Origin of the sequence: Streptomyces sp. SN-593, assembly GCF_016756395.1 — a bacterium.
GTDB lineage: Bacteria > Actinomycetota > Actinomycetes > Streptomycetales > Streptomycetaceae > Actinacidiphila > Actinacidiphila reveromycinica.
The window spans coordinates 3,234,235-3,257,729 of sequence record NZ_AP018365.1 but is presented as its reverse complement, the minus strand read 5'-3'; the positions used below and the strand labels follow the sequence as shown (position 1 = coordinate 3,257,729).

The following is a 23,495-nucleotide window of genomic DNA, read 5'->3' as shown; positions in this document are numbered from 1 at the left end:
GTTGCCCTTGCACAACCAGCACTTGATCATCCGGTTCACCCTGCCCTCGAAGGACAGCGATGCCCGCACGGAAGAAGTCCCGCCGCCTACGCATCATCGTGATTGCGGTCGTGCTCCTGCTCGTGGCGGGCCTCGGCTACGGGTCGTACTGGAGCGTCAGCACGGTGCGCGCCTCCTTCCCCCAGACATCGGGCTCCCTGAAGCTCAAGGGCCTGTCCGCGCCCGTCGACGTCGACCGGGACGCCAACGGCATCCCCCAGCTCTACGCCGACACCCCCGAAGACCTCTTCCGCGCCCAGGGCTACGTGCAGGCGCAGGACCGGTTCTACGAGATGGACGTGCGCCGCCACCTCACCTCCGGGCGGCTGTCGGAGATGTTCGGCAGCAGCGAGGTCGAGACCGACGCCTTCCTGCGCACGCTCAACTGGCACGGCATCGCGCAGAAGGAGTACGACACCGAGCTCGACTCCACCACGAAGGAGTACCTGCAGGCGTACAGCGACGGGGTCAACGCCTACCTGGCCGACCACAGCGGCGCCTCGCTGTCCCTGGAGTACGCGGCATTGTCGTTGAGCAACAACTACAAGCCGGAGCCCTGGACGCCGGTCGACTCCGTCGCGTGGCTGAAGGCCATGGCGTGGGACCTGCGCGACAACATGCAGGACGAGATCGACCGCACCCTGATGACGAGCCGCCTCAGCCAGGCGCAGATCAAGCAGCTGTACCCCGACTACCCGTACAGCCGCAACCAGCCGATCGTCGATGCGGGGACGGTGGACCCGACCACCAAGGTGTACGAGCCGGCGGGCACGGCCGACGCGCAGGACTCCACGAGTTCCGGTGCCCCGCAGAACATCAGCAGCTCGGTCGACACCCAGCTCGCCGGCATCTCCCAGATCATCGACCAGATGCCCACCCTGCTCGGCCCGACCGGCAGCGGCATCGGGTCGAACTCCTGGGTGGTGTCCGGCAAGTACACGACGACGGGCAAGCCGCTGCTGGCGAACGATCCGCACCTAGCGCCGCAGCTGCCGTCCGTCTGGTACCAGATGGGCCTGCACTGCCGCACGCTGAGCAAGTCGTGCCCGTACGACGTCACCGGCTTCACGTTCTCCGGCATGCCCGGTGTGATCATCGGCCACAACCAGGACATCGCCTGGGGCATGACCAACCTGGGCGCTGATGTGACCGACCTCTACCTGGAGAAGGTCACCGCCAAGACCTACCTGCTCGACGGCAAGCAGGTGCCGTTCACGACGCGGCGCGAGACGATCAAGGTCGCCGGCGGCAAGTCGCGCACGATCACCGTCCGCGAGACGAACAACGGCCCGGTGATCTCCGACCGGAGCGACGAACTGCGCACCGTCGGTGAGACCGCGCCCGTCACGGATCCGCCGGGCGGTGTCAACGGCGGCTACGCGGTCGCCCTGAAGTGGACCGCGCTACAGCCCTCCAAGACCATGGACGCGGTCTTCGAACTCGACAGAGCGACCGACTTCACCCAGTTCCGCGCGGCAGCCTCGGACTTCGCCGTACCGTCGCAGAACCTCATCTATGCCGACACCAAGGGCAACATCGGCTACCAGGCGCCGGGCAAGGTCCCCGTGCGCGCCTCCGGCGACGACGGCACCTACCCCGTGCCCGGCTGGGACTCGCACTACGACTGGAAGAAGTACATCCCGTCCAAGGCGATGCCCTATGAGTACAACCCGCCGAGCGGCTACATCGTCACCGCCAACCAGGCCGTCATCGACCAGAGCAAGTACCCCTACCTGCTGACGGAGGACTGGGACTACGGCACGCGCAGCCAGCGCATCAACGACCTCATCGCCTCCAAGATCAAGGACGGCGGCAAGATCTCCATGGACGACATGCAGTCCATGCAGAACGACGACAGCAGCGAGATCGCCAAGCTGCTGGTGCCCTACCTGCTGAAGATCAACATAAAGAACGACAAGGGCGACTATGTGCGGGACGCGCAGAAGCTGCTCGAAGGATGGGACTACAACCAGGACTCCGACTCCGCTGCCGCCGCGTACTTCAACGCGGTGTGGCGCAACGTCCTGAAGCTCGCGTTCGGCAACAAGCTGCCCAAGGAGCTACGACCCAAGGGTCAGTGCCTGAGGGTGCCGCCCGTCGGGGAGACCGGGCCGGTCGACGATCTGGACGGCACGCCGAAGACAGTCGAGGAATGCGGTGAGCGGGATGCCGACGAGGCGCAGCCCGACGGTGGCGACCGCTGGTTCGAGGTGGTCCGCAACATCCTCCAGCAGCCCGACAGCCAGTGGTGGACGATGTCCACGACCGCGTTCTTCGGCGTCGACCAGAACCCGGCCCACCGCAGCGACCGCGACCAGCTGCTCGCGCAGGCGATGAAGGACGCCCGCTACGAGCTGACCGCCAAGCTCGGCAAGGACATAGACACCTGGAGCTGGGGTCGGCTGCACAAGCTCGACCTGAAGAACCAGACGCTGGGCACCGACGGCCCCGGTGTCCTGAAGTGGATACTCAACCGTGGTCCCTACCAGCTCAGCGGCGGCGAGGCGGCCGTCGACGCCACCGGCTGGAACGCGGCCGGCGGCTACGACGTCGAGTGGGTGCCGTCCATGCGGATGATCGTCAACCTCCAGGACTTCGACAAGTCCCGCTGGATCAACCTCACGGGCGCCTCGGGTCACGCCTACAACGCGCACTACACGGATCAGACGAGTCTGTGGGCCGCCGGGAAGCTGCTGCCCTGGTACTACTCCGACAAGCGCGTCGACCAGGCCGCCAAGGCGAAGATGGCGCTCACCCCGTAGCTGCGCCTCCGGGGCGGCGGAATTGCAACACGCCGTCAGGGGTGACGGCGGCATCGACGAGGTGGTCGTGCGGTTCGCGGGGAACCGTGTCGACCACCTCGTGCGCGTAGAGCAGCACCGCGAGCACGGGACGGGCGCCGGCCGAGGCGAGGCGTTCCAGCACCCGGTCGTACGAGCCGCCGCCTCGGCCCAGACGCACCCCCTGCCGGTCGACGGCGAGGCCGGGCAGCAGCACGGCGTTCGCGGCGGTGACGGCCTGGAGGCCCAAGCGGTCGCCCGAGGGCTCCAGAAGGCCGCGTGAGGCCCGTACGAGGGTGCCCGGGCCGCCGTAGCGGGCCCAATCGAGGTCGTTGTCGGGCTGGAGCACCGGAAGCAGCACCTGGGCGCCGGAGGCGTGCAGGGCGTCGATCAGATCATGTGTTCCGGGCTCCGTGCCCATGGACGCGTAGGCGGCGATCGTGCCCGCGGTTGCCAGCGGCGCCCAGTCACGTACTCTCTGCACCAGCGCCGCGTCCGCCGCCTGGCGTTCGCCCGCGGTCAACGCGCGCCTGGCCTCCAGGAGTCGCGCCCGCAACTCCGCCTTAAGTGTCGCAGTGCCGGTCATACCATGCCCAAACGCTGTGCATAAGCCATAATCAACCCGTTCTTCATCTTCCCCACATTCTTCGTCGCTATGGTGCACGGCATGACGAGTACACGTACACGGATCTCCAAGGCTGTCATCCCGGCGGCGGGACTCGGCACGCGGTTCCTGCCCGCCACCAAGGCCACTCCCAAGGAGATGCTGCCGGTGGTGGACAAGCCGGCGATCCAGTACGTGGTGGAGGAGGCGGTCGCGGCACAGCTCTCCGACGTGCTGATGGTCACCGGGCGCAACAAGCGGCCGCTGGAGGACCACTTCGACCGCAACTACGAACTCGAAGAGGCGCTCAGCCGCAAGGGCGACGAGTCCCGGCTGGCCAAGGTGCGCGAGTCGAGCGACCTCGCCACCATGCACTACGTGCGCCAGGGCGACCCCAGGGGACTGGGGCACGCGGTCCTGTGCGCCGAACCGCACGTGGGTGACCAGCCGTTCGCGGTGCTCCTCGGCGACGACCTCATCGACCCGCGCGACCCGCTGCTGTCACGGATGATCGCGGTCCAGGAGGAGTACGGGGGGAGCGTCGTGGCGCTCATGGAGGTCGACTCGTCCAGCATTCACCTGTACGGGTCGGCCGCCATAGTGCCGACAGGCCAACCCGACGTCGTGCGTGTCACCGACCTGGTCGAGAAGCCGCAGGCCGCACAGGCGCCCTCGAACTACGCCGTCATCGGGAGGTACGTCCTCGACCCCGGCGTCTTCGACGTCCTCAAGAAGACCCAGCCCGGCCAGGGCGGCGAGATCCAGCTCACCGACGCCCTGCGCGAGTTGGCCCACCAGGACTCCGACGCCGGTCCCGTCCACGGCGTCGTGTTCACCGGCCGCCGCTACGACACCGGCGACCGCGGTGACTATCTGCGTGCGATTGTCCGACTGGCATGCGAACGTGAAGACCTGGGCCCTGCCTTCAGGACCTGGCTGCGCTCGTACGTCGATGAGGAGATGCAAGAGTGAGTCACGGCGTCGATCGTCTGTGGTCCGTCTCGGAGCACCTGGACAACATCCTCGGGCAGCTCTCCCCGCTGGACCCGATCGACTTGCAACTCCTTGATGCCCAGGGATGCGTACTGGTCGAGGACGTGAGGGTGCCCACCTCACTGCCGCCCTTCCCGAACAGCTCCATGGACGGCTACGCCGTAAGGGTCGCCGACACCAAGGCGGCGACGTCGGAGCATCCTGCCGTGCTCGACGTGATCGGCGACATCGCCGCGGGCAGCGGCGAACTGCCCACCGTCGGGCCGGGTCAGGCCGCCCGCATCATGACGGGTGCGCCGCTCCCGCAGGGCGCCGAGGCCGTCGTCCCGGTCGAGTGGACGGACGGCGGCAAGGGCGGCGGACCGGCCGACTCCATGGCGTCGTTCGGCGGCGACCCGGCGGGGGCCTCCGGTGAGGTCCGCGTGTACAGGGCGCCGGAGACGGGGCAGTTCGTACGGGCCCGCGGGAGCGACGTCACGGCGGGCGAGCTGGCGCTGGCGGCGGGCACGGTCCTCGGAGCGCCGCAGATCGGGCTGCTGGCGGCGATCGGCCGCGGCACGGTCACCGTCCGGCCGCGCCCGCGCGTCGTGGTCGTCTCCACCGGCAGCGAGCTGGTCCAACCGGGTGAGAGGCTGACCCCGGGGCGCATCCACGACTCCAACAGCTTCGCGCTCACCGCCGCCGCCAGGGACGCCGGCGCCATCGCGTACCGGGTCGGTGCCGTCGCCGACGAGGTCGAGACGCTGCGCGCCACCATCGAGGACCAGCTCATCCGTGCCGACGTCGTCGTCACCAGCGGTGGCGTCAGTGTCGGCGCCTACGACGTCGTCAAGGAGGCGCTGTCGACGCTGGGCGGCTCGTTCGGCGAGGGGGCAGAGGACGCCGCCGGGCATGTCGACTTCCGACGACTCGCCATGCAGCCGGGCAAGCCGCAGGGCTTCGGCCGGATCGGCCCGGAACGCACACCGCTGCTGGCGCTGCCCGGCAACCCGGTGAGCGCCTACGTGTCCTTCGAGATGTTCGTACGACCGGTCATCCGTACGCTCATGGGCGCGGGTGACGTCCACCGCCGGGTCGTACAGGCGGCGTGCACCACCGCGATCGAGGACTCGCCGGACGGCAGGCGACAGTTCCTGCGGGCGCAGTACGACAAACGTTCCGGCGCAGTCACCCCTGTGGGTGGTGCCGCCTCCCACCTGGTCAAGGCGCTCGCCCACGCGGACGCACTGATCGTCGTGCCGGAGGCCGTCACCTCGCTCGCCGCGGGCAGTGAGGTCGACGTGGTGCTGCTGGACTAGCACGCGGCATCCTGGCGTGCGGGCCAGCGCGCCACGCCCGGCGGCAGGCCGGTACGGTGTCTGCGCAGGCGACCGTACCGGGAGAACGATGAGCAGCGCGCAGCAGCACCTCACCCACGTAGACGAGGCAGGCGCGGCCCGAATGGTCGACGTCTCCGACAAGGACGTCACCGCGCGTACCGCCCGTGCGACAGGGCGCGTCCTGGTCGCGCCCCGGGTGGTCGAACTCCTGCGCGCCGACGAACTGCCGAAGGGCGACGTGCTCGCCGTCGCGCGGGTCGCCGGCATCATGGGGGCCAAGCGCACGCCCGACCTCATTCCGCTGTGCCACCCCCTGTCGCTGTCCGGTGTGACCATCGACCTGGCGGTCACCGACCAGGCGGTCGAGATCGCGGCGACGGTCCGGACGACCGACCGCACAGGTGTCGAGATGGAGGCGCTGACCGCGGTGACGGTCGCGGCGCTCACCGTCGTCGACATGGTCAAGGCCGTCGACAAGGGCGCCGTCGTCACCGATGTGCGCGTCGAGGAGAAGACCGGCGGCAAGTCCGGCGACTGGCGACGGGCATGAGCGCGCACGGCTCCGACCGATCGGCGTCCTCGCTGCGCGCCCTGGCCGTCACCGCGTCGAACCGCGCCGCCGCAGGGGTGTACGAGGACCGCGGCGGCCCCCTGATCGTCGCAGCGCTGACCGAGTGGGGCTTCGCCGTGGACGGCCCACAGGTCGTGCCGGACGGGGAGCCGGTGCGCGAGGCGCTCGCCGAAGCGGTCGGCGCGGGCTACGACGTCGTGGTCACCACCGGGGGCACCGGGCTCTCGCCCACCGATCGGACCCCCGAGGCCACTCGGACGGTGCTCGACTACGAGGTGCCGGGCATCGCGGAGGCGATCCGCGCGGCGGGCGCGCGCAAAGTGCCCACCGCCCTGCTGTCGCGTGGCGTCGCGGGGGTCGCCGGGCGCACCCTGGTGGTGAACCTTCCCGGCTCCACCGGCGGGGTGAAGGACGGCCTGGCCGTGCTCGCGCCGCTCGTCGCACACGCCGTCGACCAGCTCCATGGCGGCGATCACCCGAAAGAGCAGTCGGATCACCCTTCAGGCGATGATCCGCAATCCGTCACTGGGAGACCGAGCTGAACGGGTCCTGGCCGGCCGAGTTGGTGGACGGTGACATCACCCTCCGCCCGATCCGGATGCGCGACCAGCGCGCCTGGCGTGAGGTCAACCGCCGCAACCGGGACTGGTTGCGCCCCTGGGAGGCCACGGTGCCGCCCGCCCCACCGGGGCAGATCGTGCAGCGCCCCACGTACCGTCAGATGGTCAGACACCTGCGTCGAGAGGCGAACGCCGGCCGCATGCTGCCGTTCGTCATCGACTACCAGGGGCGGCTCGCGGGCCAACTCACCGTAGCCGGAATCACCTGGGGCTCCATGTGCTCCGCTCACATCGGCTACTGGGTCGACGAGGCGGTCGCCGGCCGAGGGGTGATGCCGACCTCCGTCGCACTCGCGGTGGACCACTGCTTCCGGCGGGTCGGCCTGCACCGGGTGGAGGTGTGCATCCGTCCCGAGAACGGCCCCAGCCGTCGGGTCGCGGAAAAGCTCGGCTTCCGCGAGGAGGGACTGCGTCCGCGCTATCTGCATATCGACGGCGGATGGCGAGACCACCTCGTCTACGCGCTCACCGCGGAAGAAGTGCCCGACGGACTCCTGAGCCGATGGAAGCAGGCGAAGCCGGGCACTCCCCAGAAATGAAACCTTTGTTCGATGACAAAGGCGATCGGGCGTTCATCGCACAAAAATCTCGATGTATCAGCCAGATCGTGCGACACACCGGGCCGAATTGCCAATGGCGTGTCTCGATCGCCCCTACGGTGTAGCTCGTGAGCAGTAGCGGCCTCATCTACGCAGTCATCGTCGGGGCCTGGGCTGCCTACCTGGTGCCGATGTGGCTCCGTAGGCAGGACGAGCTCAACGAAGCGCGTCCGACGGAACGCTTCAGCACCGCCATCCGGCTGCTGTCCGGGCGCGCGGCGATGGAGCGGCGCGTCGCCAGGGCGCGCGGCGAGAACGTCGAGCCCGACGCCGACGTGCCGGACGACGACGCCGACCCGGACCTCCCGGACGAGTCGGTCGACGTCCGGGGGCTGGCCGTGCCCGCGACCGAGGTGCGGCGGCCGCCCGCCCGCCCGGCGGCCCCGGCGACCCCGACCCCCGGCCCTCGTGGCGCTGGCAACCAGCGGGCCCAGTTGCTCGCCCGCCGCCGCCGTATCACCACCACGCTCTTCCTCGCCTTCACCGTCGGCGCCATCGCCGCCGCAGTCGGCGGGGTCGACCTGCTGTGGGCGCCCGCTGCCCCGGCCGTCCTCCTCACCTTCTACATCGGACAGATGCGCCGCCAGGAGCGCCGCCGCTATGAGGTGCGCCTGGATCAGCGGCATGCCGCCGAGGCCGCGCGTCGCCTCAGGGCGCCGAGGCCCGCCTCGCCCCCGGCAGCCGACCGCGCCCGCGAACGCGACGAGCGCCCCTCGTCCGCGCCCCAGGCGGCCCGGCCGGCGGCCCGGTCGGCGCTCCCCGCAGCGCCCTCGCCGTCCCCCCGCTCGGCGGACCGCCGTGCCCTGGTCGAGCAGACGGACCATGCCGAGTGGATCGACCAGCAGCGTGCGCAGCAGTCCGCCGAGGACGGCTGGGCGCCCGTTCCGGTGCCGCTGCCCACCTATGTGACCGCGCCAGTCGCCCCCCGTACGTCCGAGGGCGTCGATCTCGGCGCTCCCGGCACGTGGAGTTCAGCGCGCTCCGGCACGACGCCCGGTGACGCCGCCGCGGCGCGTGAGCAGCACGACCAGCGCGACGGCCGGCAGCCCAGGGAGGCGGCCGAGCCGCGCGCCCAGCAGCCCCCGGCGCGTCGGCCCCGCAGCACCCGGACGCCGCTGTTCGACCAGTACGCCGACCCCGACCGCCCGCGCGCCGCCAACGAGTGAGCGTCGTGGAGCAGCCGATAACCGGTGCACGACCACCCTCTCGGGGGTGCTAGAGTTTCACTCGTTGCAAGGGCCTGTGGCGCAGTCCGGTAGCGCACCTCGTTCGCATCGAGGGGGTCAGGGGTTCGAATCCCCTCAGGTCCACAACAACGAAGATTCTCAAGTTCGCTCGAGAAGATTTCACGAGATCCCGTCAGGTCACAGGACCGGGCGGGATCTTTCGTGTGTGCGGGGTCGTTTCCGAGCGGCGGTCGCGGGTGGGGCATCCAGTGGCGCATCACCGTTTCACCTCTTTGGCGTTGCCCGTTCACCTCCAGGGTGCTTCGAGGGCACTGTGCTCTGCCCTTCGCGCCCTCCCGCGCGGGGGCGGGCAGCGTGTATGCATGAGACTGCCGTTCGTGCCGTGACAAGGGATCTGTCTCATGCGTGCCCACGAGAGTGACAAGACGCCGCAAACGGCCGTACGCCGCAAGGCGGCGGCCCGGGAGGCGGCGCAGCCCTCGCTTCCGGCGCCCCTGCTGCCCGGCGCGGTGGTCGGAGCGTCGTTGCTCGCCCTGCAACGCACCGCAGGCAACGCCGCGGTGGCCGGGGTGCTGGGGCAGGGCGGGCACGTCCACGGGGGCTCCTGCGGGCACCGGGCGGCCTCCACCCCGGCCGTGCAGCGCTCGGCGGTCGAGGAGGTGCTCCGCAGCCCTGGTGCGCCGCTGGCGGATCCGGTCAGGCGCGACATGGAGGCGAGGATCGGCGCGGACTTCTCCGACGTCCGACTGCACACCGGGATCGCGGCCCAACGGTCGGCGAGCGAGATCGGCGCCCGCGCCTACACCTCCGGCAACCATGTGGTCCTCGGTGAGGGCGGCACGGACCGGCACACTCTTGCGCACGAGCTGACGCACGTCGTCCAGCAGCGGCAGGGGCCGGTCGCGGGAACCGACAACGGCCAGGGGCTGAAGGTCTCCTCCCCGTCGGACCGCTTCGAGCGGGAGGCGGAGGCCAACGCCACCCGGGTGCTGGCCGGCCCGGCGCCTGTGCAGCGCGCGACCGACACGGCGGCGTCGGTCCATGTGGGAGCGCCGGCCGTGCAGCGGGCCGTCGGCTACGCCAAGGGCAAGTGGTCGCGGGACAACCTCCATCCCGACCGTTTCGCCGAACTGCTCGCCAAGGCGTCCGGCGAGCAGGAAGGCGTCCAGTTCGTCGTCCCCTACCGCAGCCTGTTCAAGGCGCTGGAGGAGTCGTCCATCGCCGTCGAGATCGACGACGAGACGAACTTCAACGGCGCGCGTGCGCAGTTCGTCATCGACGACCAGACTGCGCAGGGCGGTGTGCTGCGGATCAGGCCGCCTGCCGACGGCGAGGGGCCGGCCAAGCTGCGGGAGTTCGCCGCGACCGTGGCCCACGAGATGCAGCACGCCCTCGACTCGATCACCGGCGGGTTCAAGTCCCAGACACCCAAGCTGACGATGAAGGAGCGGTGGATCTGCTCGGAGCTGAGGGCATTCGGCATGGAGGCGGCCGCGGCGCTCAAGCTCGCCATGGGGGACAGCTACCCCAGGGGCTCCGCCAAGCTGTCGAAGCTGGTCGGCGACATCGAGGGGAGCCGACTCTCCTCCGAACGCAAACACCTCGCCCTTGAGTTCCACAGTATGGACAGCTACGTGCACGCGGGCCACTCGCCCCTGCTTGCCTACGGGCGTCCGGCGGACGTCAAGGCGAGCGAGCTCCTGAACCGCCTCGGCGGTTACCTGCGGGTCTACGGCATGGTCCAGGAGTCGCCCACCAACGAGACGGCCCTGCAGTGGCTGTCCGAGAAGCCGGCCATCGTGACCAAGGGCCTCGTGGAGGGCATCGACGTGTTCCACCGTCAGCGCCCCCAGCCCAAGTAGGGCGCATCGTGCCCGTCCTGTCGGCCTGTAGCCTCGTGGGCGTGTGGTGGAGCGACGGAGCACGCGTCCCAGGGGCGGCATGGCGCTGCGCCTGCTCGGAGAGCCCTGTCGACGTACGGGCGGTGACGGTGCGTTTGCGCTTGGCGCGCGGCGCATCCGGACCGGGAAGATCGTCTTCCTTGGCCTCATGAGGCCCGTGAGCGGCCGCCTGGCGGCCCAGCAGTTTCCCGAGCGGGGAAATCCTTCACCGGGACTGATGGGGCTCGCAGGGGCCGAACCAGCGGTTTCGGGTTGCTCCGTGTGACATCGCTTCGTCGCCACGCGGTGCGCGGAGCTCGTTCCGGGAACTGCGACCGCTTACGCCCGTTGCCGAGTGATGCCGAGGAACAGAGCATGCCCCCGACCGTGTTCGAGTACGGCGACCCGCGCCGCAGGCTCCTGGACGTCCTGCGCTGCCCGCTGTGCGGCGACGGGCTCCAGGCGTCGGCAGGCGCGCTTCGGTGCGGTCGGCGGCACACCTTCGACATCGCCCGCCAGGGTTACGTCAGCCTCCTGACAGGCGACATGCGTGCCGGGAGCGCGGACACCGGGCCCATGGTTGGTGCCCGAGACGCCTTCCTCGGTGCCGGCCACTACGCACCGCTGGCCCGCGCGGTGGCCGAAGCCGCCGCTCGGCGGTGCGGGGCGGGTGGCACCGTCCTGGACGCGGGGGCCGGTACCGGCTACTACCTCGCCTCCGTCCTTGATGCTGCGCCTGATGCAGTCGGGCTCGGTCTGGACGCCTCCAAGTTCGCGCTGCGGCGGGCGGCGCGTGCGCATCCGCGGGCCGCCGCCGCGGTGTGGGACGTGTGGCGCGACCTACCGGTGCGGTCGGCATCGACGGACGTCCTGCTGAACGTCTTCGCGCCGCGCAACGGCCCCGAGTTCCGGCGCGTCCTGCGGCCGGGCGGTGCACTCGTGGTCGTCACCCCGACGCCTCGGCACCTGGGCGAGCTGCGTGGTGCCGCCGGCCTCCTGGCGGTCGATGCGGCGAAGGAGGAGCGACTCGCGCGCACGCTGGACGCCCACTTCGAGGTCGAGGACGCCGGCGCTCGGGAACTGGAGTATGGCCTGCGACTGACACCCCATGAGGCGAACGACCTCGTCTCCATGGGGCCTTCCGCCCGCCACGTGGACCCTGAAGATCTGGTGCGACGCATCGCCGCCATGGGCAGCACGGTCGAGACCACCGCGTCCTTCGCACTGGCGGTGTACCGGCCGAGGTGACGCGGTCGGCCGTGCCCAGGGTCGCGCCGGCGGTGTGGCCCGCACCACGCGACAGGGGGAAATAATCCCCGGCCCGGGAGAGCTTGAGAGTTCAAGATCTTGTGAGGGAGTGGCGATGACGGTTGACGCTGGTGCGGGGGCGGCCGCCGCCGCGATCCGTACGAAGGTGCGTGTTCCGCTCCGGTTCTCCGACGGATGGCGGACGGTCGCCGACGTGTTCACGTTCACCGGTCTGGTGGACGGCAAGGAACACCTCGCGCTGGGGCTGGGCGACTACCGCGGTGGCGGCGTGCCGGTGGTGCGTCCGCACTCGGAGTGCATGACGGGGGACGTGTTCGGTTCCGAGCGGTGCGACTGCGGACCGCAGTTGAGGGAGTCCGTGGAACGGATCGCCGCCACCGGCGGCTACCTGCTCTACCTGCGGCAGGAAGGGCGAGGCATCGGGCTGTACGCGAAGCTGGACGCCTACGCTCTCCAGGACGACGGCCTCGACACCTATGAGGCGAACCTCGCCCTCGGCCGCGCGGAGGACGAGCGCGACTACACTGCCGCCGCCCAGATGCTGGCAGCCCTCGGCGCCGGAAGTGTCAGGTTGCTGAGCAACAACCCCGACAAGGCGCGGCAGCTCGCCGCCCTGGGCGTCGAGATCGTCGAGCGGATGCCGACCGCGGCACATGTGTCGGAGTCCAACGTCAGCTACCTGCGGGCCAAGGTCGAGCACACGGGGCACACGATCGCTCTGCCGGCGTGACGGTAAGCCGCCGGACCTCGACGGGGCGTGAACGGGCGAAACGGGAGCGCGGGAGTCCGGATGCCTCGGCGCCGGGGCAAAACGACCTGATAGGGGGCTTGACGGTTGCCTGGGGGCGACGTGATACGCCCCACCATCGAAACGGTGGCGTTTCGATCGCGGGGCGTCTACCCTCTTAGGTGTACGACATCGTTTCGAAGCACGTTCGCTCGGTGCGGCGGTCCGTGGGACCGGCGCGACCGGTCGGGCAGGGAGGAGAGGGCATGTCGCCGGAAGCCGGCACCTCTACGCGGCGCAGCCGCTTGACTCCCGAACGTGAGCAGGAGCTGTACCAGGCCGTGGTCGACCTGCTGCGCGAGGTCGGTTACGAGGCGCTGACCATGGACGCCGTCGCGGCCCGGACCCGTTCCAGCAAAGCCACCCTCTACCGCCAGTGGAAGGGCAAACCCGAACTGGTCGCCACGGCGCTTCGGCAGTGCAAGCCGGTGTCCCTCGCGGACATCGACACGGGTTCCCTCGCGGGTGACCTCCACGAACTCGTGCGGCTGCACGACGAGGGGGAAGTCAAGCGCGACCAGGAACTGATGCGCGGGCTGTCGCACGCGGCGTTCCAGAACATCGAGCTGTTCCGCGCCCTGCGCGAGCTGCTCATCGAACCGGAACTGGCCAGCTTCGCCGAACTGGTGCAGCGCGCGGTCGACCGCGGCGAGCTGGACGAGAACAACCCGGCCCGCGACTTCGTGCCGCACATGCTGTTCGGGGGAGCGCTGACGCGCCCGATCATCGAAGGCGTCGACCCCGACCCGGAGTACAGCCACAGATACATCGACGCGGTGGTCGTCCCCGCGCTCGGCCTGTCCTGAGCCCCGCGACACGATGACCGGTTCGGCCGACCAGTGCTGTTCGTCCGAACCCTGATCCGACCGAACCAGTACGTCTGAACCTCACTCGTACCGTCACATCTCCCCATCACGCTCCACCTGACACGCCGCTCTCGTCGTCGGGCTGGTTCCTCACGCCCATGTCCGCCCCCTCCTGACGGGAGCCCATGCCTCCATGGCCACATTCCTCTACAAGCTGGGCCGGTTCTCCTTCCGGCAGCGGCGCTACGTCGTCCTGTTGTGGGTGGCGCTGCTCGCACTCGCGGGCGTCGGCGCCGCGACCGCGCGGTCGGCGCCGGCCGACAACTTCACCGTCCCGGGTACCGAGGCGCAGCAGGCGTTCGACCTGCTCCACGAGCGCTTTCCCGGCACCAACGCCGACGGCGCGTCCGCGCGGATGGTCTTCCAGGCACCCAACGGCCAGAAGATCACCGCGGGGCCGAACAAGGCGGCTGTCGAGAAGGTCGTCGCGGATCTGAGGCAGAGCCCGCAGAAGGCGACGGTCGCGGACCCGTTCACCGCGGGCGCTGTCAGCAAGGACGGCACCACCGCGTACGCGTCTGTCAGTTATGTCGCCAAGTCGACAGCAATCACCGATGCCACCCACACGGCGATCAAGGACGCGGCGCAGCACGGCCGCGATGCCGGGCTGACCGTCGAGACCGGCGGCACCGCGCTCGAGGCGTCACCGGAGACGGGCAACAGCGAGGTCATAGGCATCGGCATAGCGGCGGTCGTGCTTCTGATCACGTTCAGTTCACTGGTCGCCGCAGGGCTGCCGCTTCTGACGGCGATCATGGGTGTCGGGGTCGGCATCGCGTCCATCACAGCCCTGGCGACCACCCTCGGCCTGTCGAGCACCTCGTCCACGCTCGCGTCGATGATCGGGCTGGCGGTCGGAATCGACTACGCGCTGTTCATCGTCTCGCGCCACCGGCATGAGCTCATGGAGGGGCGGGACGGAGAGGACGCGGCCGGCCGGGCGGTCGGCACGGCTGGTTCCGCCGTGGTGTTCGCCGGTCTCACTGTGCTGATCGCGCTGGCGGGCCTGGCGGTGGTCAACATCCCGATGCTCACCAAGATGGGTCTGGCGGCGGCCGCGACGGTGGCGCTCGCGGTGTTGATCGCGCTCACCCTCATCCCCGCCCTGCTCGGTTTCGCCGGCACCAAGGTGCTCACCCGCAAGGTGCGCAAGGGGCGGGCCGGTTCGTCGGACAAGCCGAACATGGGCACGCGCTGGGCGCGGCTGGTCGTACGGAGGCGGGTGCCGTTCCTGGTCGCCGCGGTGGTGGCGCTGGGCCTCGCGGCCATCCCGATGAGCCGGATGGAGCTGGGGCTGCCGGACGACGGTTCGCAGCCGGTGAGCACCACCCAGCGCAGGGCGTACGACATGCTGTCGGACGGCTTCGGGCCGGGCTTCAACGGACCGCTGACGGTGGTCGTCGATGCGGCGCAAAGCAAGCAGCCCAAGTCCGCCGCCCAGGAGATCAAGCAGACCATCGCGGGCTTCGCCGACGTCAAGACGGTCACGGCGCCAGCGTTCAACCCGAAGGGGGACACGGCGACGCTCACCGTGGTGCCCGCGTCCAAGCCGAGCAGCACGCAGACCGAGGACCTGGTGCACACCATCCGCGGCCATGCGGGTGACTTCACCGCCTCCACGGGCGCGAAGGTGCTCGTCACCGGCACCACCGCGATGAACATCGACGTCTCGCAGCGGCTGAACGACGCCCTGGTGCCCTACCTGGCACTCGTCGTGGGATTGGCGTTCCTGCTGCTGATGGTGGTGTTCCGGTCGGTGCTGGTGCCGTTGAAGGCGGCGCTCGGCTTCCTGTTGTCGGTGCTCGCCGCGCTCGGCGCCGTGGTGGCCGTCTTCCAGTGGGGTTGGCTGTCCGGCCTCATCGGTGTCCAGCAGACCGGTCCGATCATGAGCATGATGCCGATCTTCATGGTCGGCGTGGTCTTCGGACTGGCCATGGACTACGAGGTGTTCCTGGTCACCCGGATGCGCGAGGCGTACGTGCACGGTGAGTCGCCGCGCCAAGCGGTCGTCACCGGGTTCACCCATGGTGCGCGGGTGGTGTCGGCGGCCGCGGTCATCATGATCAGTGTGTTCGCCGGATTCATCGGATCGTCGGAATCGATGATCAAGATGATGGGCTTCGGGCTCGCGATCGCGGTGGCGTTCGACGCGTTCGTCGTGAGGATGACGATCGTGCCCGCGGTGCTCGCTCTGCTCGGCCGGTGGGCATGGTGGCTGCCGGGCTGGCTGGAGCGTGCACTGCCCAACGTCGATGTGGAGGGGGAGCAGTTGCGCAAGAGCCTTGCCGAGCGCCCGACTCGCGTCGCCTCCTCGGACGACGAGGATCTGGAGGGCGTGCGCGTCTGACGGTCCTCCCGCCGCGGGAAGTCCCGTGTGGGCCCGGCCGGTCGTGGATGACCGGCCGGGCCTGCGCGTGCTCGGGTGACGCGCGGCGTCATGTCACCCGCACGGGTGACATCACATCAGGGTCGGTTGCTGAGTGCCGCGTTCGAGTTCGAGCAGCAGCTGCTTGCGGGCGAGGCCGCCGCCGTAACCGGTGAGGCTGCCGTTGGCTCCGACCACGCGGTGGCAGGGGACGATGATGCTGACCGGGTTCCTGCCGTTGGCCAGGCCGACGGCGCGGGAGGCGGTGGGGCTGCCCAGGGCGGCGGCGAGTTCGCCGTAGGTGGCGGTCTCGCCGTACGGGATGTCGCACAGCGCCGCCCAGACGCGCTTCTGGAAGGGAGTGCCTGCCATGTGCAGGGGGAGGTCGAAGACGGTGAGGTCGCCGTCGAAGTAGGCGGCGAGCTGTTCCCGGACGCGGTCGAAGGCGGGCAGGGCGGCGCGCGGGCCGAAGGCCTCCGAGGGAGGGATGTGCCGGTGGTCGGTCATGTACAGGCCGCTGAGTTCACCCTCCCGGGCGACGAGCGTCAGCGGACCGCAGGGACTGTCCACCACCGTGTGGACGGCGGGCGCCGTCGGGGTCGTGGTCGCGGTGCTCATGGTGCGGTGCCTTCCGTGGCTGGGACGAGGTGACTGGCGGATGGGTCGGCGGGGAGTGTCATGGTCGTTCGTTCGTCCTGGGGAAGGGCGTTGATCGGGTGGTCGCCCGTGGCCCACAGGTACTGCGTCGCGTATGCGCGCCATGGCTGCCAGGCGGCGGCATGACGGGTCAGCGCGGCGGGAGTGGTCGGCAGGCCCAGGTCGCGGGCCGCGTACCTGACCCCGAGGTCGGTGGGGAGGAACGCGTCCGGGTCGCCGAGCGCGCGCATGGCGATGGTCTCCACGGTCCACGGCCCGAAGCCGGGAAGGGCCGCGAGGAGGGCTCTGGCGTGCTGCCAGTCGCTGCCGACGTCCAGGTCGAGTTCGCCGCTCACGAGGGCCCGTAGCAGCGCCGCGAGGGTGTCCTTGCGGGTCTGCGGCATAGCCAGTGACGCGGGTGCGTGCTCGATGAGCGTCTCGGGCGCCGGGAACAGGTGGGTCAGGCCGCCGCCGGGGTCGGCGACGGGCTCCCCGTACGCGGCCACCAGGCGCCCCGCGTGGGTACGCGCGGCCGATGTCGAGATCTGCTGCCCGAGTACCGCGCGCACGGCGAACTCCGGTCCGTCGGCGACGCGCGGCACCCTGCGTCCCGGCGCCTTGGCGACCAGGGGGGCGAGCAGCGGGTCGCAGGACAGGAGCGCGTCGACGGCGAGCGGGTCGGCGTCCAGGTCGAGCAGGCGACGGCAGCGGCTGATCGCCTGTCCCAGGTCCCGCCAGTCGGTGAGCGACAGCAGGCAGGCGATGTGGTCGGGCAGTGGCCGCAGCGAGACCGTGCCGGGGCCGTGCGGCAGTCGCAGGGTGCGCCGGTACGCGCCGTCCCGCCACTCCTCGACGCCCGGGACGGCGGTCGCCGCCAGGTGGCCGAAGAGGTTGTCCGGAGTCAGCGGTCGACGGAAGGGCAGCCTCAGCGCGATCGAGCCGGCGGTGGCCGCCGGACGGCCCTTGGCGACCCTCGCGCGCAGCTCGCCGGGAGCCAGCGCGAACACCTCCCGGACGGTTTCGTTGAAGGTGCGGATGCTGGCGAAGCCGGCTGCGAAGGCCACCTCGCTCATCGGCATGGCCGTGGTCTCGATGAGCAGCCGTGCGGTCTGTGCCCGCTGGGCCCTGGCCAGCGCCAAGGGGCCCGCCCCCAGCTCCGCGAGCAGTTGGCGCTCCACCTGGCGCGGGCTGTAGCCGAGGCGGGACGCGAGGCCCGGCACGCCTTCCCGGTCGACGACGCCGTCGCCGATCAGCCGCATGGCGCGGGCGACGAGGTCGGCCCGCTCGTTCCACTGGGGCGAGCCGGGGCTGGCGTCCGGGCGGCACCGCTTGCAGGCGCGGAACCCGGCTTGCTGAGCGGCCGCCGCGCTCGGGTAGAAGGTCATGTTCTCGGCCTTCGGCGACATGGCGGGGCAACTCGGCCGGCAGTAGATGCGTGTGGTCAGCACCGCGGTGAAGAACCACCCGTCGAAACGGGAGTCCTTCGACTGCACGGCGCGGACGCAGGCGTCGAAGTCCGTATGCACACGACCAGTGTCGCCCCTCGTCACGGCATCGGTCTGGCGGAAATCCGACACGGACATCATGGTCGATGCGCAAGCGGGGGCGGGAAGCGCCGGAGGGCAGGGGCCCCAGGTGTCCGGGCGGGACGGCCGTCCTGTGTCGCCTGGCAGCCTGTGCCACCTTGGCCACAAGGGTGCCGGACGTCCTACCTCTGAACCCCTGGCCGACGGGCGGACCTCGGTGTTCGGACTGCTAGTCCGCCACCTTGCTCTCAGGCGTGTAGCGCAGATCCTCGTACTCGGGGTGCTTGCTGATCCAGCCGTCGACGAACGGGCAGATCGCCAGGACGCCGAGCCCGCGGGCGCGCGCGTCGTCGAGGGCGGCGCGGGCCAGGGCGGAGCCCACACCGCGGCCCTCGTAGCCGTCCTGCACCTCGGTGTGGACGAAGGCGATCACCGAGTCCCCCCGCAGGTAGGAGGCGAAGCCGGCGAGGCTGTCGGCCGTACGGGCTTCGTAGCGGTGTGCGGACGGGACGTCGGTGACGGTCAGGTCGCCGTCTGCGGCGCTGGGACTCACGAGCGGTAGCCCTCCACGGTCGAGGAGGGGCGTACGCGGGCGTCACCGGGGTCCTCGCCCGCCTCGGTCAGGGCGCGGCGCTGGCGCAGCAGGTCCCAGCACTGGTCGAGTTCGCGCTCCAGGGCGGCGAGGCGATCGCGCTGGTCCCCGCCTTCGTCACCGCCTCCCGCGAGCAGGTCTCGAAGCGCCTTCTCGTCGGAGACCATTTTGCTGATGCGGCCCAGGATGGCCTGCTCGGCGTCGGCGTCGTGTGGTTGTTGCACGGGGCACCTCCCGGTTGATGGGCCGTATCCACTGTCTCAGGTCGTGCGGCGCGTCGCGCGCGGGGCCCCCGGGTGACGGTTTCCGGGGTGGGTCCGGTCACGGTTCCCGGGTGGCCGGTTGCCGCTCCGTACGGTCGCGGCCCCCGGGCTCCGTTCCCGGACCGCTGTCCCCGTCCGGCCCCGCGCCGAGGGTGCCGGCGTCATCGGTGTCCACGGCGTCGTCGGTCTCGAAGGGCGGCTCCGCGTAGGACCGCATCCAGGCGTCGATCTCCGCGCGCACCCTGCGGTCCATGGCGAGCGACATCTCCGCGTCGACGATGTTCTTGGCCAAGGGACGCAGGCGGTGCAGGGACTCGGTGATGCGCTGGGCGTCGTCCGGGGACAGGGCGGCCAGGTCGCCGGTGACGTGGGTCTTGATCACCTGTGTGAACAGGTCCGCCATCGCGTCGACGTGCGTGCGCACCTCGCGGCCGGCGGCCAGGACGGCGGACAGCGGTACGCCCTCGCGGACGAGCGCTGCCGACGCGTCCAGCAGCCGCCGGCTGACGTGCACGACGTGCTCGCCGTCGACCGCGATGTAGCCGATCTCCAGGGAGTTGGTCAGGTTCTCGGGGCTGATGTCCTCGCCGAAGTAATCGGCGAGTTCCTGGGGGCTGAGACGGACCGGCGTCTCCTCCGACCACGGGACACTGAGGGCGCCTTCGAGCCCGAGGCGCTCGGCGACGCCGTCCAGCGTGCGGCCGTGCTCCCAGGCGGCGATCAGGTCGGCGATGCCGCCGAGGGTGTGGCCGCGTTCCAGGAGGGCGGAAATGGTGCGCAGGCGTGCGAGGTGGTCCTCGGAGTACCAGGCGATCCTTCCCTCGCGGCGCGGGGGCGGGAGCAGGCGCCGCTCGCGGTAGAACCGCAGCGTCCTGACGGGGATGCCGGCTGCTTCGGCCAGTTCCTCGACGCGGTACTCGCGCGGTCCGGTCGCGTTGTCGTCCACGCGACCAGCCTAGGGGGTGGGCGAAAACGCTCCAGGAGGCCCTCTGCCGCGCCGGAGCCCCGTTCCGGACGGATTTGTCCGGAGTGGGCCTTCCGTTCGCCCACCGGGCCCGGGAGGGTGCGCCGCGGGCCCGGTGGGCGCGGAGGCGGTGTCGACACGGGCGGGTGAAATCCGGACCTACCCCTACCGGAGGTAACCTCCCGTGCCCTACAGTCCAATTGTGCCAGTGATTGCTGGCGCGATTGGACGGGCAATTGGGAGGGCGGGTGCCATGGGCGACGACATCGAACACGTGCGGGTGGCGGTGATCGGGTCCGGCTTCGGCGGCCTGGGGGTCGCCGTGAGGTTGCGGCGGGAGGGGATCACCGACTTCGTGATCCTCGAACGCGCGGACGCGGTGGGGGGCACCTGGCGCGACAACAGCTACCCCGGGTGCGCCTGCGACGTGCCGTCCCACCTCTACTCGTTCTCCTTCGCCCCCAACCCCGACTGGCCGCGCGCCTTCTCCGGCCAGAAGCACATCCGCGCCTACCTCGAACGGGTCACCGACACCTTCGGGCTGCGGCCGCACCTGCGCTTCGGTGCCGAGGTGCAGCAGGCGCGCTGGAACGCCGAGGCGCGGCACTGGCACCTGGCGACGGCGCGCGGCGAACTCACCGCCGACGTCGTGGTCTCCGCGACCGGACCGCTGTCCGACCCGAAGATCCCCGACGTGCCCGGCATCGAGAACTTCCCCGGGAAGGTGTTCCACTCCTCGCGCTGGGACCACGACTTCGACCTCAAGGGCAAGCGCGTCGCCATGGTCGGCACCGGCGCCTCGGCGATCCAGATCGTGCCCTCGATCCAGCCGGAGGTCGGGAAGCTGACGGTCATCCAGCGCACCCCGCCGTGGGTGATGCCGCGGGTGGACCGGCCCATCGGCGCGGCCGAGAGGTGGCTGCACGGCACGGTGCCCGGCACCGCGAAGATGCGGCGCGCGGTCCTGTGGCTGATCCGGGAGTTCCAGGTCGGCGCGTTCGTCAAGCAGCCGAAGCTGATGAAGGCGGCCGAGCGCATAGCGCGCGGGCACCTCAGGAGGTCCGTCAAGGACCCGGGACTGCGGGCCCGGCTCACGCCCGACTACACCATCGGATGCAAGCGCATCCTGCTGTCCAACGCCTACTACCCGGCGCTCTCGCAGCCCAACACGGAGGTCGTCACCTCGGCGCTCAGCGAGGTGCGCGGGTCGTCGGTGGTGACGGCCGACGGCACGGAGCGCGAGGTCGACGCGATCGTCTTCGGCACCGGCTTCCACGTCACCGACATGCCGATCGGTGACCGGGTCGTCGGAGCGGACGGCCGCAGCCTCAAGGAGCACTGGAAGGACGGCATGGCCGCGCTGCGCGGCTGCACCGTGGACGGCTTCCCGAACTTCCTGTTCATCATCGGGCCCAACACCGGCCTCGGGAACAGCTCGATGATCCTGATGATCGAGTCGTCCCTGAACTACGTCGCGGACTACATGCGCACGCTGGAGCGTTCGGGCGCCGCGGCCCTGGACGCCAAGCCGGCCGCGGTCGCCGCGTGGAACGAGGAGATGCAGCGCCGTGCCGCGCGCACCGTCTGGAACACCGGCGGCTGCAAGAGCTGGTACCTGGACGCCAACGGCCGCAACACGACCGCCTGGCCCGGCACCACGGCCGAGTTCCGGCGGGCCACCAAGCAGGTGAAGCTTTCCGAGTACAACCTACTGGCACCCGCGGGACGGCCGGCGGCCGCCTCCGCGTCCGGGCGAGCTGTGGAGGTGGCGTCATGACGACGTCGTACGAGGCGGTACAGCCGCGCAGGACCCTGACGGCGGTATCGGCGGACGGGACCCGTCTGAACGTCGAGGAGTACGGCCGCGCCGACGCCCCGACGATCGTGCTGTCCCACGGGTGGACGTGCTCGACGCTGCTGTGGGCGCCGATCGTGCGCGCCCTGGCGTCGGACTACCGCCTGATCGCGTACGACCAGCGCGGCCACGGCCTCAGCGGGTCGTCCGCCGTCCGCGCGGGTTACGCCACGAGCATGCTGGCCGACGACCTGGACGCCGTCCTCGAGACGGTGCTCCACGACGGCGAACGCGCCCTGCTGGTCGGCCACTCCATGGGCGGGATGACGATCATGGCGGCCGCCGACCGCCTGTCCGTGCGCGAACGCACCGCCGCGGTGCTGCTGGTGAGCACCGGGGGCAGCCGGCTGGTCCGCACGACCCAGGTGCTGCCGCCGCGACTGAGCGCCCGCTGGCTGCGCGACGTGCTCCACCGCCAGATCCTCGTGTCGAGACTGCCGCTGGGCCCGGTGACGCCGGTCGCCAAGGCGGCGCTGAAGTACGGGGTGATGGGCCCTGGTTCGTCACCCGAACAGGTGGCGTCCTGCGCTCGGATGGTGCACGCCTGCCGGCCGCGGCAGCGCGCGGAGTGGGGCAAGGTGCTGGCCGCGCTCGACCTGGACGCCAAGGTGCCCCAACTGTCCGCGCCGACCGCGATCGTGGTCGGAACCGTCGACAAACTGACGCCCAAGGTGCACACCTACCGCATCGCCGCCGCGCTGCCGGACTGCGTCGGGGTGACCGAACTGCCCGGCCGCGGCCACATGACGCCGCTGGAGGACGCGACCGCCGTCGAGGCGGCGATCCGCACCATGGCGTCCGATCATCTGACGGGCGAAGGAACGGCGGCCGAAGGCATGGCCGACGGTGACGTCGCGGCTGCCGTACAGGAGAAGAGCGCATGAGCGGAACGTCGTTGAACGGCCAGGTCGTGGTGGTCACCGGCGCCGCGCGTGGTGTCGGGGAGCTGCTCGCCCGCAAGCTCGCGGCGCGCGGAGCCCGGCTCGCGCTGGTCGGCCTGGAGCCCGACGAGTTGAAGAGCGTCGCCGCGTCCCTCGGGGGCGGGGCGGCCAGTTGGACCGCCGACGTCACCGACCGGCAGGCGATGGCCGAGGCGGCGGCGGACATCCGGGAGCGCTTCGGACGGATCGATGTCGCCGTCGCCAACGCGGGTGTCGCCACCGGCGGCCCGTTCCTGGAGTCGGACCCCGACGCCTTCGACCGGGTGATCCAGGTCAACCTGCTGGGCAGCGTCTCCACCGCACGGGCGTTCCTGCCGGCGCTCGTTGACTCGCGCGGCTATTACCTGCAGATCGCATCGCTCGCGGCGATCACCCCCGCGCCCTTGATGGCGGCGTACTGCGCCAGCAAGTCGGGCGTCGAGGCGTTCGCACACAGCCTGCGCGCAGAGATGGGCACCAAGGGTGTCAAGGTCGGTGTCGGCTACCTGAGCTGGACCGACACCGACATGGTGCGCGGCGCCGACGAGGACGAGGCACTGCGCACCATGCGCGCCCGCCTTCCCTGGCCGACGAACCGGACCTACCCGCTGGAGCCGGCGGTCGAGCGGATCGCCGCCGGGATCGTACGGCGCTCCCCGCACGTGTACGCGCAGTGGTGGCTGCGCGGCATGCAACCGGTGCGCGGCTACCTGCCGTCGGTCATCGGCGGCGCGCTGGCGCAGCGGGAGTTGCGTCGGGCCGGTGCGACGCTGGCGACCGGGGCGCGGCGTGGCCTGGTCGGCAGGGGAGGCGCCGCGGACGAGTCCGCGCGGGCCTCCACGCACTACGCTCCGTAAGCG

At 70.7% G+C, this 23,495-nt stretch carries 21 protein-coding genes and 1 tRNA gene; 16 read left to right on the top strand and 6 right to left on the bottom strand.

Features of this window, described 5'->3' with window-relative positions:
* Positions 1-59 precede the first annotated feature (59 nt).
* Positions 60-2,801, top strand: a complete 2,742-nt coding sequence (locus tag RVR_RS13375) for a penicillin acylase family protein (protein ID WP_202234068.1) — start codon at positions 60-62, stop codon at positions 2,799-2,801.
* On the opposite strand, the gene RVR_RS13370 is transcribed toward RVR_RS13375, so the two are convergent.
* Complete coding sequence (locus RVR_RS13370) at positions 2,791-3,405, bottom strand: 5-formyltetrahydrofolate cyclo-ligase (RefSeq protein WP_202234067.1); 615 nt, start codon at positions 3,403-3,405, stop codon at positions 2,791-2,793. The genes RVR_RS13375 and RVR_RS13370 overlap by 11 nt on opposite strands.
* Positions 3,406-3,486: 81 nt before the next feature.
* Here RVR_RS13370 and galU point away from each other — a divergent pair, with 81 nt between their 5' ends.
* The 12 genes from galU (at position 3,487) to RVR_RS13310 (ending at position 15,861) form a co-directional block, all read left to right on the top strand.
* Positions 3,487-4,395 carry a UTP--glucose-1-phosphate uridylyltransferase GalU gene (gene galU / locus RVR_RS13365; RefSeq protein WP_202234066.1) on the top strand — a complete coding sequence of 303 codons (909 nt, stop codon included), beginning with the start codon at positions 3,487-3,489 and terminating at the stop codon, positions 4,393-4,395.
* Entirely contained in the window at positions 4,392-5,714 is a 1,323-nt protein-coding gene (gene glp, locus RVR_RS13360; protein WP_202234065.1) for a molybdotransferase-like divisome protein Glp, read from the top strand. The genes galU and glp overlap by 4 nt, the downstream gene beginning before the upstream one ends.
* Positions 5,715-5,802: 88 nt before the next feature.
* Positions 5,803-6,285 (top strand): cyclic pyranopterin monophosphate synthase MoaC, encoded by a 483-nt coding sequence (moaC, locus tag RVR_RS13355; protein WP_202234064.1) that lies wholly within the window; start codon positions 5,803-5,805, stop codon positions 6,283-6,285.
* On the top strand, positions 6,282-6,848 hold the full coding sequence (locus RVR_RS13350) for a MogA/MoaB family molybdenum cofactor biosynthesis protein (protein WP_202234063.1): 567 nt from the start codon (positions 6,282-6,284) through the stop codon (positions 6,846-6,848). The genes moaC and RVR_RS13350 overlap by 4 nt, the downstream gene beginning before the upstream one ends.
* Positions 6,845-7,465 (top strand): GNAT family N-acetyltransferase, encoded by a 621-nt coding sequence (locus tag RVR_RS13345; RefSeq protein ID WP_202238585.1) that lies wholly within the window; start codon positions 6,845-6,847, stop codon positions 7,463-7,465. Before RVR_RS13350 ends, RVR_RS13345 begins: the two co-directional genes overlap by 4 nt.
* Before the next feature lie 128 nt (positions 7,466-7,593).
* Positions 7,594-8,691, top strand: coding sequence for a divisome protein SepX/GlpR (sepX, locus tag RVR_RS13340; protein WP_202234062.1), 1,098 nt, complete (start codon positions 7,594-7,596; stop codon positions 8,689-8,691).
* Between the two features lie 70 nt (positions 8,692-8,761).
* Positions 8,762-8,835, top strand: a tRNA-Ala gene (locus RVR_RS13335).
* 278 nt (positions 8,836-9,113) lie between these two features.
* The gene (locus RVR_RS13330) at positions 9,114-10,574 is read left to right on the top strand and encodes an eCIS core domain-containing protein (protein WP_202234061.1); all 1,461 of its coding nucleotides are present in this window, start codon (positions 9,114-9,116) and stop codon (positions 10,572-10,574) included.
* Between the two features lie 393 nt (positions 10,575-10,967).
* Entirely contained in the window at positions 10,968-11,840 is an 873-nt protein-coding gene (locus tag RVR_RS13325; RefSeq protein ID WP_202234060.1) for a putative RNA methyltransferase, read from the top strand.
* 115 nt (positions 11,841-11,955) lie between these two features.
* On the top strand, positions 11,956-12,591 hold the full coding sequence (locus RVR_RS13320) for a GTP cyclohydrolase II (RefSeq protein ID WP_202234059.1): 636 nt from the start codon (positions 11,956-11,958) through the stop codon (positions 12,589-12,591).
* Positions 12,592-12,854: 263 nt separating this feature from the next.
* Positions 12,855-13,454, top strand: coding sequence for a TetR/AcrR family transcriptional regulator (locus RVR_RS13315; protein WP_202234058.1), 600 nt, complete (start codon positions 12,855-12,857; stop codon positions 13,452-13,454).
* Between the two features lie 193 nt (positions 13,455-13,647).
* Positions 13,648-15,861 (top strand): MMPL family transporter, encoded by a 2,214-nt coding sequence (locus tag RVR_RS13310; RefSeq protein WP_202234057.1) that lies wholly within the window; start codon positions 13,648-13,650, stop codon positions 15,859-15,861.
* A gap of 111 nt (positions 15,862-15,972) precedes the next feature.
* Here RVR_RS13310 and RVR_RS13305 read toward each other — a convergent pair whose 3' ends face one another.
* The 5 genes from RVR_RS13305 to RVR_RS13285 all read right to left on the bottom strand — a co-directional run bounded on the left by RVR_RS13305 (position 15,973) and on the right by RVR_RS13285 (position 19,842).
* Positions 15,973-16,497 (bottom strand): methylated-DNA--[protein]-cysteine S-methyltransferase, encoded by a 525-nt coding sequence (locus tag RVR_RS13305; RefSeq protein ID WP_202234056.1) that lies wholly within the window; start codon positions 16,495-16,497, stop codon positions 15,973-15,975.
* Entirely contained in the window at positions 16,494-18,041 is a 1,548-nt protein-coding gene (locus RVR_RS13300) for a DNA-3-methyladenine glycosylase 2 family protein (RefSeq protein WP_202234055.1), read from the bottom strand. The genes RVR_RS13305 and RVR_RS13300 overlap by 4 nt, the downstream gene beginning before the upstream one ends.
* A 229-nt stretch (positions 18,042-18,270) precedes the next feature.
* Entirely contained in the window at positions 18,271-18,594 is a 324-nt protein-coding gene (locus tag RVR_RS13295; protein WP_237404714.1) for a GNAT family N-acetyltransferase, read from the bottom strand.
* Positions 18,591-18,857, bottom strand: a complete 267-nt coding sequence (locus RVR_RS13290; RefSeq protein WP_272933077.1) for a DUF2630 family protein — start codon at positions 18,855-18,857, stop codon at positions 18,591-18,593. Before RVR_RS13290 ends, RVR_RS13295 begins: the two co-directional genes overlap by 4 nt.
* Before the next feature lie 97 nt (positions 18,858-18,954).
* The gene (locus tag RVR_RS13285) at positions 18,955-19,842 is read right to left on the bottom strand and encodes a MerR family transcriptional regulator (RefSeq protein ID WP_202234054.1); all 888 of its coding nucleotides are present in this window, start codon (positions 19,840-19,842) and stop codon (positions 18,955-18,957) included.
* A gap of 271 nt (positions 19,843-20,113) precedes the next feature.
* On the opposite strand from RVR_RS13285, the gene RVR_RS13280 reads away from it, so the two are divergent.
* From RVR_RS13280 to RVR_RS13270, 3 genes are read left to right on the top strand one after another with little or no spacing between them, the layout of a single operon-like run.
* Positions 20,114-21,637, top strand: coding sequence for a flavin-containing monooxygenase (locus RVR_RS13280; protein ID WP_202234053.1), 1,524 nt, complete (start codon positions 20,114-20,116; stop codon positions 21,635-21,637).
* Positions 21,634-22,599 carry an alpha/beta fold hydrolase gene (locus RVR_RS13275; RefSeq protein ID WP_202234052.1) on the top strand — a complete coding sequence of 322 codons (966 nt, stop codon included), beginning with the start codon at positions 21,634-21,636 and terminating at the stop codon, positions 22,597-22,599. Before RVR_RS13280 ends, RVR_RS13275 begins: the two co-directional genes overlap by 4 nt.
* Entirely contained in the window at positions 22,596-23,492 is an 897-nt protein-coding gene (locus RVR_RS13270) for an SDR family oxidoreductase (protein ID WP_202234051.1), read from the top strand. The genes RVR_RS13275 and RVR_RS13270 overlap by 4 nt, the downstream gene beginning before the upstream one ends.
* The last annotated feature ends 3 nt before the right edge of the window (positions 23,493-23,495 follow it).

What these genes read in the sequence shown, in the direction of transcription:
- RVR_RS13375 (WP_202234068.1), top strand. Translation starts at nt 60, where the DNA reads ATGCCCGCACGGAAGAAGTCCCGCCGCCTACGCATCATCGTGATTGCG.
- RVR_RS13370 (WP_202234067.1), bottom strand. Translation starts at nt 3,405, where the DNA reads ATGACCGGCACTGCGACACTTAAGGCGGAGTTGCGGGCGCGACTCCTG.
- galU (WP_202234066.1), top strand. Translation starts at nt 3,487, where the DNA reads ATGACGAGTACACGTACACGGATCTCCAAGGCTGTCATCCCGGCGGCG.
- moaC (WP_202234064.1), top strand. Translation starts at nt 5,803, where the DNA reads ATGAGCAGCGCGCAGCAGCACCTCACCCACGTAGACGAGGCAGGCGCG.
- RVR_RS13350 (WP_202234063.1), top strand. Translation starts at nt 6,282, where the DNA reads ATGAGCGCGCACGGCTCCGACCGATCGGCGTCCTCGCTGCGCGCCCTG.
- RVR_RS13330 (WP_202234061.1), top strand. Translation starts at nt 9,114, where the DNA reads ATGCGTGCCCACGAGAGTGACAAGACGCCGCAAACGGCCGTACGCCGC.
- RVR_RS13325 (WP_202234060.1), top strand. Translation starts at nt 10,968, where the DNA reads ATGCCCCCGACCGTGTTCGAGTACGGCGACCCGCGCCGCAGGCTCCTG.
- RVR_RS13320 (WP_202234059.1), top strand. Translation starts at nt 11,956, where the DNA reads ATGACGGTTGACGCTGGTGCGGGGGCGGCCGCCGCCGCGATCCGTACG.
- RVR_RS13315 (WP_202234058.1), top strand. Translation starts at nt 12,855, where the DNA reads ATGTCGCCGGAAGCCGGCACCTCTACGCGGCGCAGCCGCTTGACTCCC.
- RVR_RS13310 (WP_202234057.1), top strand. Translation starts at nt 13,648, where the DNA reads ATGGCCACATTCCTCTACAAGCTGGGCCGGTTCTCCTTCCGGCAGCGG.
- RVR_RS13305 (WP_202234056.1), bottom strand. Translation starts at nt 16,497, where the DNA reads ATGAGCACCGCGACCACGACCCCGACGGCGCCCGCCGTCCACACGGTG.
- RVR_RS13280 (WP_202234053.1), top strand. Translation starts at nt 20,114, where the DNA reads ATGGGCGACGACATCGAACACGTGCGGGTGGCGGTGATCGGGTCCGGC.
- RVR_RS13275 (WP_202234052.1), top strand. Translation starts at nt 21,634, where the DNA reads ATGACGACGTCGTACGAGGCGGTACAGCCGCGCAGGACCCTGACGGCG.
- RVR_RS13270 (WP_202234051.1), top strand. Translation starts at nt 22,596, where the DNA reads ATGAGCGGAACGTCGTTGAACGGCCAGGTCGTGGTGGTCACCGGCGCC.